The 11,264-nt window shown below is 70.6% G+C and carries 14 protein-coding genes and 1 pseudogene; 8 read left to right on the top strand and 7 right to left on the bottom strand.

Annotated features, from left to right (window positions below):
* Positions 1 to 23 precede the first annotated feature (23 nt).
* Positions 24 to 473 carry a MarR family winged helix-turn-helix transcriptional regulator gene (locus AA23TX_RS22205; RefSeq protein WP_155544791.1) on the bottom strand — a complete coding sequence of 150 codons (450 nt, stop codon included), beginning with the start codon at positions 471 to 473 and terminating at the stop codon, positions 24 to 26.
* 46 nt (positions 474 to 519) lie between these two features.
* On the opposite strand from AA23TX_RS22205, the gene AA23TX_RS22200 reads away from it, so the two are divergent.
* Together AA23TX_RS22200 and AA23TX_RS22195 are read left to right on the top strand one after the other, a co-directional pair.
* Positions 520 to 1,206, top strand: coding sequence for a class I SAM-dependent methyltransferase (locus AA23TX_RS22200; RefSeq protein WP_155544790.1), 687 nt, complete (start codon positions 520 to 522; stop codon positions 1,204 to 1,206).
* 53 nt (positions 1,207 to 1,259) lie between these two features.
* Positions 1,260 to 1,769 carry a hypothetical protein gene (locus tag AA23TX_RS22195; protein ID WP_230862662.1) on the top strand — a complete coding sequence of 170 codons (510 nt, stop codon included), beginning with the start codon at positions 1,260 to 1,262 and terminating at the stop codon, positions 1,767 to 1,769.
* 13 nt (positions 1,770 to 1,782) lie between these two features.
* Here AA23TX_RS22195 and AA23TX_RS22190 read toward each other — a convergent pair whose 3' ends face one another.
* Positions 1,783 to 2,241 carry a hypothetical protein gene (locus tag AA23TX_RS22190; RefSeq protein ID WP_155544788.1) on the bottom strand — a complete coding sequence of 153 codons (459 nt, stop codon included), beginning with the start codon at positions 2,239 to 2,241 and terminating at the stop codon, positions 1,783 to 1,785.
* Between the two features lie 167 nt (positions 2,242 to 2,408).
* On the opposite strand from AA23TX_RS22190, the gene AA23TX_RS22185 reads away from it, so the two are divergent.
* The 5 genes from AA23TX_RS22185 to vanX all read left to right on the top strand — a co-directional run bounded on the left by AA23TX_RS22185 (position 2,409) and on the right by vanX (position 6,095).
* Entirely contained in the window at positions 2,409 to 2,777 is a 369-nt protein-coding gene (locus AA23TX_RS22185) for a VOC family protein (RefSeq protein ID WP_155544787.1), read from the top strand.
* 64 nt (positions 2,778 to 2,841) lie between these two features.
* The gene (locus AA23TX_RS22180; protein ID WP_230862661.1) at positions 2,842 to 3,249 is read left to right on the top strand and encodes an HPF/RaiA family ribosome-associated protein; all 408 of its coding nucleotides are present in this window, start codon (positions 2,842 to 2,844) and stop codon (positions 3,247 to 3,249) included.
* A 161-nt stretch (positions 3,250 to 3,410) separates the two neighbouring features.
* Positions 3,411 to 4,430 carry a D-isomer specific 2-hydroxyacid dehydrogenase family protein gene (locus tag AA23TX_RS22175; RefSeq protein WP_196425478.1) on the top strand — a complete coding sequence of 340 codons (1,020 nt, stop codon included), beginning with the start codon at positions 3,411 to 3,413 and terminating at the stop codon, positions 4,428 to 4,430.
* Positions 4,423 to 5,463, top strand: coding sequence for a D-alanine--(R)-lactate ligase (vanA, locus tag AA23TX_RS22170; RefSeq protein WP_155544786.1), 1,041 nt, complete (start codon positions 4,423 to 4,425; stop codon positions 5,461 to 5,463). Before AA23TX_RS22175 ends, vanA begins: the two co-directional genes overlap by 8 nt.
* Positions 5,460 to 6,095, top strand: a complete 636-nt coding sequence (gene vanX, locus AA23TX_RS22165; RefSeq protein ID WP_155544785.1) for a D-Ala-D-Ala dipeptidase VanX — start codon at positions 5,460 to 5,462, stop codon at positions 6,093 to 6,095. The genes vanA and vanX overlap by 4 nt, the downstream gene beginning before the upstream one ends.
* On the opposite strand, the gene AA23TX_RS22160 is transcribed toward vanX, so the two are convergent.
* Positions 6,061 to 7,068: a sensor histidine kinase gene (locus tag AA23TX_RS22160; RefSeq protein WP_155547227.1), complete on the bottom strand. Its 1,008-nt coding sequence runs from the start codon at positions 7,066 to 7,068 to the stop codon at positions 6,061 to 6,063. The two genes, vanX and AA23TX_RS22160, sit on opposite strands and share 35 nt — an antisense overlap.
* A 67-nt stretch (positions 7,069 to 7,135) precedes the next feature.
* A complete protein-coding gene (locus AA23TX_RS22155; RefSeq protein ID WP_196425477.1) occupies positions 7,136 to 7,795 on the bottom strand; it encodes a response regulator transcription factor in 660 nt (219 codons plus the stop codon).
* Positions 7,796 to 7,882: 87 nt separating this feature from the next.
* On the opposite strand from AA23TX_RS22155, the gene AA23TX_RS22150 reads away from it, so the two are divergent.
* Entirely contained in the window at positions 7,883 to 8,308 is a 426-nt protein-coding gene (locus tag AA23TX_RS22150; RefSeq protein WP_155544784.1) for a M15 family metallopeptidase, read from the top strand.
* On the opposite strand, the gene AA23TX_RS49655 is transcribed toward AA23TX_RS22150, so the two are convergent.
* The 3 genes and pseudogenes from AA23TX_RS49655 to AA23TX_RS22140 form a co-directional block, all read right to left on the bottom strand.
* Positions 8,283 to 8,858, bottom strand: coding sequence for an NAD-dependent epimerase/dehydratase family protein (locus tag AA23TX_RS49655; protein WP_196425730.1), 576 nt, complete (start codon positions 8,856 to 8,858; stop codon positions 8,283 to 8,285). The two genes, AA23TX_RS22150 and AA23TX_RS49655, sit on opposite strands and share 26 nt — an antisense overlap.
* A gap of 1,047 nt (positions 8,859 to 9,905) precedes the next feature.
* Positions 9,906 to 10,268: pseudogene (locus AA23TX_RS22145) on the bottom strand (NAD-dependent epimerase/dehydratase family protein); the annotation flags it as partial.
* On the bottom strand, positions 10,265 to 11,233 hold the full coding sequence (locus AA23TX_RS22140) for a ScbA/BarX family gamma-butyrolactone biosynthesis protein (protein ID WP_155544783.1): 969 nt from the start codon (positions 11,231 to 11,233) through the stop codon (positions 10,265 to 10,267). The gene AA23TX_RS22140 and the pseudogene AA23TX_RS22145, both read right to left, overlap by 4 nt.
* Positions 11,234 to 11,264 lie beyond the last annotated feature (31 nt).

The raw sequence follows: 11,264 nt of genomic DNA, 5'->3' as shown, positions 1-11,264 counted from the left end.
CACGTCGCATCTTCGTCAGCTGTTCACCGGACACGGGAGTGGTTGTCGCGCCGTGGTGGGGACCCGACCGCGACCAGGAGCCGCCGGAGCTCGCGCCGATCCTGTTCGCCGAGGTTGGCCAGCACCCGATCCTCGGCCTGGACCACCTCGGGGTCGAGGCGCGCGAGCACGGTCGCGCCCTCGCGCGTCAACGTGGCGGGCAACGACCTGCCGGACGACACCGTGGCGGGTCGCGTCACCAGGCCGCGCTCCTGCAGCTCGCGAACCACCTTGTTCATCGCCTGCGGCGACACCTGGGCCTCGCGGGCCAGCTGAGCGTTGGACTTCGGCGACCGCGCCAGCATCCGCAGGCAGAGGTACTCGGGCGCCGCCAGCTCCGCCGGCTCGAGCACGGCCGCGGCCACCTCGGCGCGCAAGGCCGCGGTGACCCGGTGCAGCAGGTAGCCGAGTGGCTCGTCCCGGAAGCTTTCCATGTCAACCATGTTGACATATATCAACCCGGTTGACACTCTGAGGTGCATGACGAACTACTCGAGCGACGCGTTGTTCGAATCCGCCTACCGTGGCCAGGCTCCGGAGATGGGGCCGGGCTTCCGGCCGCCGTGGAGCCTCGGCGAACCGCAACCCGCAATCGCCGCGCTCATCGACGCGGGCGCCTTCCACGGCGACGTCCTCGACGCCGGCTGCGGCGAGGGCGCGACGTCCCTCTACCTCGCCAATCAGGGCTTCACCACCGTCGGCCTGGACCAGTCACCGACCGCGATCGCGCTCGCGCGCACGGAAGCCGCCCAGCGCGGGTTGGACAACGCCCGGTTCGCGGTCGCCGACATCAGCACGTTCACCGGCTACGACGGCCGGTTCGGCACCATCGTCGACAGCACGTTGTTCCACTCGATGCCGGTCGAGCTGCGCCAGGGGTACCAGGAATCGATCGCGCGCGCCGCGGCGCCCGGCGCGTCCTACTTCGTGCTGGTGTTCGACAGTGGGTCCGTGCCGTCGGACAAGGTGAACCCGGTCTCGGCGAAGGAACTGCGGGAGGTGGTGCGCGAGTACTGGACGATCGACGAGATCCGGCCGGCCCGCATCCACGCCAACGTCCCCGAGGGCTTCCCGGACTTCGCGGAGTTCGCCGGCAGCGATGTCCGGGACGAGGGCAACGGCCGCAAGTCGGCCCCCGCGTGGCTACTCTCGGCCCACATGGCCTGACCTTCGGCGCCGAGCCGCTCTTTCCCTGACGGCACATGGGCTATCGTCTCGCCATGGTCGATCGCATCCGCGAGAATTCCCGCGCCGCCGCGTTGCTGGCGGACGTTTTCGACTTCGACATCGCCCGCCTCGATCCCGTCGAGCCGGTGCGATTGGCATCGGGCGGCGAGTTGCGCGCCGTCGCCGGCGATGCCTCGGGCGGGACGTTCTTCGTGTGCGACGACGGCCCCGTGCTCTACGCCGGCTCCGAGGGCACCGCGGGGATCGTCGCCGCCGACCTGGACGCCACGATTCGGCTGGTCGTCGGGGTGCCGACCTGGCAGGACGTCGTGGCGGACGCACCTGACACCGACGCGATGCGCGCCTCCTTCGAAGCTTCTTACGCCGAGCTGAGGGCGGACGAGCCGCGGATCGACCAGCTCGGCGCCGAGGTCATCTCGGAGCTGGACCTCGACCAGGTCTCCGTCGAAGAACTGCTGGCGTCGCTGAGCAGGTGCCTGACCGAACTGTCACCCGGATACGTGCTGCTCAACGAAAACGGCGACGAGTACGACCCCTTGTGAGCCCCCGGCACCGCTAGCCTGGCGGCTGCTGGCTTTGCGGACCGGGCTGCGGATAACCGGGCTGCGCGTAGCCGGGCTGAGGACTCGCGAAACCCGGCTGCGGCGCCATCGGGTAGCCGACCGGCCCCGGATACGGCCGGGGCGGGCGGCTGCTCTTGACGACCGCGAGCGCGACCAAGAGCCACGACAGCACCGCGGCGGTGTCGAGCGGAATGCCCACCGCCAAGAAAATCAGCTGAATGTCGTCGATGCTGAGGTGACTGGCCCTGCTCCACGACGGCGCGTTCAACGACACGAACTGCCACGCGATGCCCGCCGCCGTCGTGGCCAGCATGATGACGAATGCGGCCACCATGAGGCCGGAGACTCCCCGGGACCGCCCCTTGATCGAAAAGATCAAGCCGAGCAGGCCCACGACGAGCTGGAGCACGCGCGGGACGATCTCGATGCTCGTCAACGTCAAGGGTGACATGCCTGCCCTCCACCGGTCTCCGCCGGACCTCGCGGCGTCCGGGCTGCGCCGATCCTAGGCGGTCACGACGCCCGCGTGGCCGGTTCGGCGAGACTTGACCTATGTCAGGTTCCTGACATACAGTGGTGCATGTCAGGAACCTGACATCCAAGAGAAGGAGCAGCACCATGCCCGTCACCGGCCCCGACTTCCTCTCGCTGCAGGCGCGCGATCTCGACGCTTCGCGGGCGTTCTACGAGCACTACCTCGGCCTCGTCCGCTCGCCGGCCGGACCGCCGCACGCCGTCGTCTTCGAGACGAAGCCGATCGCCTTCGCGCTCCGCGATGTCGTTCCCGGCACCGATCTCGCTTCCGTTGCCCAGCCCGGCATCGGGGCCGCGATCTGGCTCCACGCCACCGATGTCCAAGCCATTCACGACGCGCTCGCCGCCGACGGCCACACCATCGTCTCCGCACCGATCGACGGTCCCTTCGGCCGGACGTTCACCTTCGCCGACCCCGACGGCTACCAGGTCACCCTCCACGACCGCGCCTGACGCTCGCGCGCGTGCCGGGTTTGAGCCGGCCGCCCTCGTGGTACTGACGGAGATCATCGCTGTCGTGCTTTGGAGGGTGCTCGTGCAGATCCAGGTCAACACCGACCACAACGTCCACGGTGGCGAGCGACTGGCCACCTTTGTGACCACCGACCTGGAGGACAGCCTGGCCCGGTTCGGCGGTTGGGTGACCCGGGTGGAGGTGCACCTCAGCGAAGACGGTGGCAGCAAACCGGATGACAAGAAGTGCGTGATCGAAGCGCGGCCCGGCGGTAAGCAGCCCGTCGCGGTCACCCACCACGCGACCACCGTCGACGACGCGTATGCCGGGGCGGCGCACAAATTGGGGCGGGTACTGGATTCCCGGTACACCCGCGCCCACGACCACAAGGGCAGCGAGAGCATCCGGCACATGCCCGCGCCCGAGGACCCCGAGCAGGTCGGCGTGCTCGAGGACGAGCCGAGGGACTGAGCCGCGATCGCCTGTCCCCACCGGATCCGGTGGGCCGCTACCGGCCCACCGCCCGGGCCACCTCCGTAGTGGCGCGAAGCGCAGGCTGACCGGCCACTTATCGCCGGCCTATCGAAAACCGCATACGAGCCGGCAACAGCCCGCCGGTTTGACTGCCGGGCATGACCTACGGCGAACCAGTACGCACCGCGGTCCGATCGCCGGCCCCGCCCGCGGCGGTCACCGGGATCACGATCTACGGGTGCGAGCCGGACGAAGCCGCCCTGTTCCGGGAGATGGCTCCCCGCTTCGGCGTCGTGCCGACCATCACCGACGCCGCGGTGTCCGAAACCACCAGCGAACTCGCGCTCGGCCGGCGCTGCATCAGTGTCGGCCACAAAACCCGCGTCACCAGCTCGGCCCTTCGCGCGCTCAGTGAAGCCGGAGTGGAGTACATCTCCACTAGAAGCGCCGGGTTCGACCACATCGACGTCGGCTACGCGGAGCGCGTCGGCATTTCCGTGGGGAACGTCGCCTACTCCCCCGACAGCGTCGCCGACTACACCCTGATGTTGATGCTCATGGTGGTGCGGAACGCGAAATCCGTCCTCCGCCGCGCGGAGGTCCACGACTACCGGTTGAGCGAGGTACGCGGGAAAGAACTGCGCGACCTGACCGTCGGGGTCGTCGGAACGGGACGCATCGGCGCCGCGGTCATCGACCGGCTGCGGGGTTTCGGCTGCCAGACGCTCGCCTACGACAGCCGTCCGCAGACCTCCGCCGACTACGTTCCGCTCGACGACCTGCTCGTGCAGAGCGACATCGTCACGCTCCACACGCCGCTCACCGCCGAGACCCACCACCTCCTGGACCGCCGGCGCATCGAGCAGATGCGGCGCGGCGCGGTCGTCGTCAACACCGGACGAGGTCCCCTTCTCGACACCGAAGCCCTGGTTCTCGCGCTGGAGAGCGGAAAGCTGGGCGGCGCGGCGTTGGACGTCGTCGAAGGTGAAGAAGGAATCTTCTACGCCGATTGCCGGGACAAACCGCTCGGCAGCGAGGCTTTGGTGCGGCTGCAAAGAATGCCGAACGTGCTGATCAGCCCGCACACCGCGTACTACACCGACCACGCATTGAGCGACACGGTCGAAAACTGTCTCGTCAACTGCCTGACCTTCGAAAGCGGGAAGCAGCATGGATAGGGTGAAGATCGGAATCATCTTCGGGGGAGCCACGGAAGAGCACCCCGTTTCCGTCAAATCCGCGCGAGAAGTCGCGAAGCACCTCGACACCGGGAAGTACGAGCCGTTCTGGATCGGGATCACGAAAAGCGGCGAATGGCGGCTTTGCGACGGCCCCGACGCGGGCTGGGAAACCGGCGGCAGCCGTCCGGTCGTGTTGTCGCCGGACCGCGGTGTGCACGGACTGCTCGTCCTGGAGCAGGGGCGGTACGAAACGATCCGGCTGGACGTCTTACTGCCCCTCCTCCACGGCAGGCTCGGCGAGGACGGCGCGATGCAGGGGTTAGCCGAACTCGCCGGCGTCCCCTACGTCGGCTGTGACGTCCCGAGTTCCGCACTGTGCATGGACAAGTCCCTCACCTACCTCGTCACCGCGAGCGCGGGAATCGCGACGCCGGTGTTCCGGACCGTCACGGCGGACGAGACCGTCGACCCCGGCGGGCTCACCTATCCCGTCTTCGTCAAGCCGGCCCGCTCCGGGTCTTCGTTCGGCGTCGGCAAGGTGTCCCGTGCGGAAGAACTGCCTGGCGCGGTGGAGGCCGCGCGGCAGTACGACTCGAAGGTGCTGGTCGAGGAGGCGGTCGCCGGCCGCGAGATCGGCTGTTCGGTCCTGGGGAACGACCAGGACCTGCTCGTGGGCGAGCTGGACCGGGTCGCGCTCTCCCACGGCTTCTTCAAGATCCACCAGGAAAGCGACCCAGAAAGCGGTTCCGAGAACTCGACGTTCGTCGTCCCGGCGGACATCCCGGCGGAGTCGCGCGCGCTGGTGCAGGAGACGGCGAAGGCGATCTACCGTGCGCTGGGCTGCCGCGGGCTGGCGCGGGTGGACCTGTTCCTGAAGGACGACGGGACGGTGGTTCTCAACGAGGTCAACACCTTGCCCGGGCTGACCTCGTACAGCCGTTACCCGCGGATGATGGCGGCCGCCGGGCTGCCGCTGGGCGAAGTGCTCGACCGCCTGGTGTCGCTGGCGTTGACCGGGAAGTCCCAGTGAAGGACGACTTCGTCTTCGTGGACGAGTTCGCGCCCGGCATCCGCTGGGACGCCAAGTACGCCACCTGGGACAACTTCACCGGCAAGCCGGTGGACGGGTACCTGGCGAACCGGGTCGCCGGCACGCGGGCCCTGTGCGTGGCCCTGGAAAGGGCGCAGGAAAAGGCCGAGTCGCTCGGCTTCGGCCTGCTCCTGTGGGACGGCTACCGCCCGCAACGCGCCGTGGACTGCTTCCTGCGCTGGTCGCGGCAGCCCGAGGACGGCCGGACGAAGCGGCGGCACTACCCGAACATCGAGCGGGCGGAGATGTTCGAAAAGGGTTACGTGGCCGCGAAGTCCGGGCACAGCCGGGGCAGCACCGTCGACTTGACGCTGTACCACCTGGCCACCGGCGAGCTCGCGGCCATGGGCGGTGACCACGACCTGATGGACTCGATCTCCCACCACGGCGCGAGCGGGATCACGACGGTCGAAGCCGAGAACCGGCGGCATCTCTGTTCCCTCATGGAGGCCTGCGGTTTCCGGCGGTACGACCGCGAGTGGTGGCACTACACGCTGCGGGACGAGCCCTTTCCGGACACGTACTTCGACTTCCCGATCATCGGAGCCACCAGCGCGGTAGCCGCACCGTGATGCCGAGCCCGCCGCCGGGGCGCGGGGTGAGCGTCAGCGTCCCGTCGTGGGCCTGGGTGATGCTCTTGACGATCGCCAGGCCGAGGCCGACACCCGCGTGGTCGGCGCGGACGCGTTCGGTGCCGCGCTGAAACGGCTCGACCAGCGTGGAAACCAGCTGCGGGGTGAGCTCCTCGCCCGCGTTCTCGACCGTGAGCACCACCGCCTTGGGCTCCGCGGCGGTCGTGACCCACACCGTGCCCCGGCCGTGGACGATCGCGTTGTGCACGAGGTTCGTCGTCAGCTGCAGCAGGAGCGCGTGCGAGCCGTGGGTCGGCGTGATCTCACCGGTGGTCTCGATGGTGAGGCCGCGCTTTTCCGCGAGCGGGAGCAGCGTTTCCGTGGCCTCTTCCGCGACGAGCGACAAGTCGACGCGGTCCCGGGTGAACGAACGCTGATCGGCCTGGCTGAGCAGCAGCAGCGCTTCGGTCAGGTCGATCGCCCGGCTGTTGACGGCGTGGAGGCGATCGACGAGCTCGCCCGGCACCCCCGCCGGATCGGTGCGGGCCACCTCGAGCAGCGCCTGCGAAATCGCCAGCGGGGTGCGCAGTTCGTGGGACGCGTTGGCGGCGAACCGCTGCTGCTCGGCGACCTGGGCTTCGAGCCGGGTGAGCATCGCGTCGAAGGCGTCGGCGAGCTCGCGGAACTCGTCCTTGCGGCCGTCGAGCCGGATCCGGTGGGACAGCGAACCGCCGGTGGCCCTGCGGGCGGCGTCGGTGATGCGGGTCAGCGGCGCGAGCATGCGGCCGGCGAGGATCCAGCCGCCCAGGAGGCCGAACACCAGCAGGAACACCACGACCACGCCGGCGGCCGAGGTGAAGGTGCTCATCAGCGTCGCGCGGTTCAGCACGCCGCCGGGCATGACCGCGACTTCGGGCAGGTGACTGCGCAGGAACACCCACACGGTCATCAGCAGCAAGGCGCCGGCGAGCATGAGGAACCCGGCGTAGCTGAGGGTCAGTTTGAGGCGAACGCTCGGCCCCGGCTTCCGGATCCCCACGTCAGGTGTCGATCCGGTAGCCGACGCCGGCGACGGTGGTGATGACCCAGGGTTCGCCGAGCCGCTTGCGCAGGGCGGAAACCGTGATGCGCACGGCGTTGGTGAACGGGTCGGCGTTCTCGTCCCACGCCCGTTCCAGGAGCTCTTCGGCGCTGACGACCCCGCCTTCGGCCCCGACGAGGACTTCGAGCACGGCGAACTGCTTCCGGGTGAGCGCGACGTAACGGCCGTCGCGGTAGACCTCGCGGCGGAACGGGTCCAGGCGCAGGCCCGCGATCTCCCGGACGGGAGGCCGGTTGTGCGCGCGCCGCCGGTCGAGGGCCCGGAGCCGGAGCACGAGTTCACGAAGCTCGAACGGCTTCGTGAGGTAGTCGTCGGCGCCGAGCTCGAAGCCGGACGCCTTGTCGTCGATCCGGTCCGCGGCGGTGAGCATGAGGATCGGCATGCCGCTGCCGGAGGCGACGATGCGCTCGGCGACCTCGTCACCGGACGGGCCGGGGATGTCGCGGTCGAGGACGGCGATGTCGTAGGCGTTGACGCCCAGCAGTTCGAGGGCGGTGTGGCCGTCACCGGCGATGTCGGCGGCGATCGCTTCCAGGCGCAGGCCGTCGCGGACCGCTTCCGCCAGGTAGGGCTCGTCCTCGACGATCAGCACGCGCACGGTGCCGATGCTACGAGCCGGGCCCTATCGCCGGCATATCGAAACCCGGATACGGGCCGGCAACGCCGCACTGCCTTGACTGCGGACATGACTCTTTCCGACCCGGTGCGGGTCTTCGACGACTCCCCGGCCGTGGTGGGCCTCGATCCCGCGCTGCTCGCCGCCCTGCGCCGGGCCGCGACGGACGCGGGGATCGAGTTCGTCGTCAACAGCGGCCGGCGTTCCGCCGAGTACCAGGCAGAGTTGTACCGGGCGGCGGTCTCGAAGTACGGGTCCGAAGCGGAAGCCGCCCGCTGGGTGGCCACGCCCGGCACGTCCGCGCACGTGTCGGGCGACGCGGTCGACATCGGTCCGGCCGAGGCCAGGGCGTGGCTGTCCGAACACGGCGCCGCGTACGGGCTTTGCCAGATCTACCGCAACGAGCCCTGGCACTTCGAACTGCGGCCCGAGGCTGCCCGGCACGGCTGCCCGCCGATGTACCCCGACCCTACGCACGATCCGAGGATGCGATGACGGTCCCGCCGGGGATGCCGAGTGACTCGCGGTACCAGTCCGCCGCCTCGGCCAGCCGGCGGCCGGGCAAGACGCCGGTGAGCTCCCAGATGCGGCTGCTCTCGTACCAGTGATCCCGCGTGAGCAGGGAGTACTGGTGGTCGGTCAGCGCCGGGAGTGCCGCCCGCGTGCGGGCCCGGTGCTCGGCGAGCGGCAGATCGGCCGCCGGCAGCGGCAGGTCGAGCAGCCCGCACACGGCGGTGACCAGGCCCCGGATGGTGACCGGCCGGGGATCGGCGACGTGCAGGACCTCCCCCGGCCGGCTCAGCCGCGGATCGAGCGCCAGCACGGCGATCGCGGCGGCCAGATCGGCCACCGCCACGAGCGACGTCCGCGCCACCCCACCCGCCGCCCAGGCCGGAACGGCCCGGATCCAGCGGACGAGCGCGGGGACGACGTGCCGATCGCCGGGACCGTGCACGAGGTGCGGCCGCAGGACGGTGCCCCCGGCCGCGAGCACCAGCCGCTCGCCGGCCAGCCTGCTGCGGCTGGTCGGGGAGGCCGGGCCCATGACCAGCTCGGAGGGGTCGGGTGGGTGGTCGCCGGTTGGCGACTCCGGATCCGCCGGTGGCTCGCACTCGGGTGTGGGCCCGCTCCGACCGGTCGACGACTCCGGGGCCGCCGGTCCGGCCGGGGTGGGCAGGCGGCCGCCCGCCGGCCCGCTCCCGCCGGTCGGTGAGCCCGGCTCCGCCGCCGACTCGACCCTGGAGGGCAGGGTCTCACCGGCCAAGTCGCGCCGGTCGGTAGGTGAAGCCGGGTCCGGTATCCGCCCGGACCCGACCCGCGGCCCCTCGCCAGCCAGACCACTCCGACCGACCAGCAAGGCAGAGTCCGGTACCAGCCCGGCCCGCGGCCCCTCGCCAGCCAGACCTCGCCGGTCGGTAGGTGAAGCCGGATCCGGTACCAGCCCGGACTCGGCCTGCGGCCCCTCGCCGACCAGACCACTCCGGCCACTCAACGAGGCGGGGTCCGGTACCAGCCCGAACCCGACCCGCAGGCCCTCACCGACCAAACCACTCCGACCGACCGGCAAGGCGGAGTCCGGTACCAGCCCGGACCCAGCCCGCAGCCCCTCCCCGACCAAACCACTTCGACCGACCAGCGAAGCGGGGTCCACCCCCAGCCCGGACCCTCGGCGCTCACCTGCTGGCTTGCTTTCGCTGGTCAGCGACTCGGGCTCGCCGCGCAAGACCCCGCCCGCCGTCCCGTCCCCACTGACCGGCGACCCCAGGCCACCTCCCAAGACCACACCAGCCGACCCGATCCCACCGATCAACGAATCCAGATCCGCAGCCCACCCGGATCCGACCCCCGGACCCCCGTCAGCCGACCGGTCCCCACCGGTCAACCCCGGGTCCGCCACCACGCCGGACCCGCCCGAGCGCTCCCCCTCCGACCAGTCCCCACTGGTCAGCGGCCCCCGCACCCCCGCAGCACCCCGGACTGGTGGCGGCCCCAGAGCCGCCGCCAACCCGGACCCGGCTCCCGGACCCCCGTCCGCCGTGGCAAACCGTCCTGTCCCCTCACCCGGGACCCGCGCACCGCGGTGGGTGCCGTCCTGGTACACCGCGCAGGTGCTCAGGTACAGCACGCTTCGCGTTCCCGCCCGGTGCGCCTCGGCCAGGAGGTTCGCCGTTCCGCCCTCGTTGACCGCCGTGCAGCGGGCGGGGTCGCCGCCCACCTGGGAGGCCAGGTGGAGCAGCGTCGTTATGCCCGTGCACAGCCCCGCGAGGCCCGGCGCGTCCGTCAGGTCGCCCGGCCACGTCGTCACGCCCGCGATGGTCATCCACTCCGGCGGCGGCCGCCGGGCGAGGATGCGGACCCGGGGGCCCATTCCTCGCCCGACCAGCTCGCGCAGCACCGCCGTGCCGACGAAGCCTGTGGCGCCGGTGACCAGGATGTCCGGCTCACCGGCTCTCACGACAAGCGCATCCCCAGCGTGCCGCTCGCGGCCGTGGTCCCCTTCTGGCGGACCTCGACCCGGACCGTCCGCGTGCGGTCCGGCCCCGCTTTGTCCGCTTCGACCGCCAGCAGGCACTCGGAGTCGAACTCCACGTACGTGTCGAACCGGAAGTCCGCGCGCGCCGGGAGGGCGTACGGGTCGCCGATCGCCAGCAGGGCCGCCTGCCGCGCGCCTTCGATGAGGACCATGCCCGGCACGTGGTCGATCGGGTGGTCGAAGAGCACCGCGTGGTCCGGGTCGAAGCGCAGCGCCCACGTCCCTTCCGTCGGTGTCGCCGCCACCAGCACGTCCTCCGCGCGGTCCCGGCCGACCGAGGCCGGCGCGACGCCGCACAGGACCGCCGCCTGGAACGGGGTCGCCGCGAAGTGGTCGCCCCGCACCCGGCGGTAGACCGCCGACGACACGGTGCGCCACCGCTCCGACGCCGTGCCGATCCGGCGGCCGTCGCGGAAGCACTCGAAGTCGAGCCTCATGCCGCCGACATTCTTGCCGCGGTACTCGACCTCGTGCGCGCTGACCCGCAGCACCACGTCGACCGGACGGCCCAGGGTGGCCAGCCCGGTCTCCTCGACCGAGTACTCCTTGTGGTCGGAAAGAAAGCTGTGACTCAGCGGCACGCCGTACGCGCGGTGCGCGATCAGCAGCGCCGCCTGGCGGATCGTTTCCGCGTACAGCATCGGATCGTGGAACACCGGCGTCCGCGGCCCGAAGAAGCTGTGCCGGCGCGGCCACTGCGCCCCGACCTCGAACCGGCCCTCGCCGAGGATGTTCAAATCGGTGACGAAGACCTCCGAGACGGCCGCGCGGTGCACGAGGCTCCGCGGGATCGTCTGCTGGAAGTCGACCGCCCGCCCCGCGGGCACACCGATGATCTTGGTTTCCGGTATTTCGCGCGCAGATTCCTGAAGGATGGTGCCGACCATGACGGTCCTCCTAGAATGTTCTACCCCAGTA

Source organism: Amycolatopsis camponoti (assembly GCF_902497555.1).
Classification (GTDB): domain Bacteria; phylum Actinomycetota; class Actinomycetes; order Mycobacteriales; family Pseudonocardiaceae; genus Amycolatopsis; species Amycolatopsis camponoti.
The sequence above is the reverse complement of the archived record's forward strand: the minus strand, read 5'-3'. Positions and strand labels throughout refer to the sequence as shown.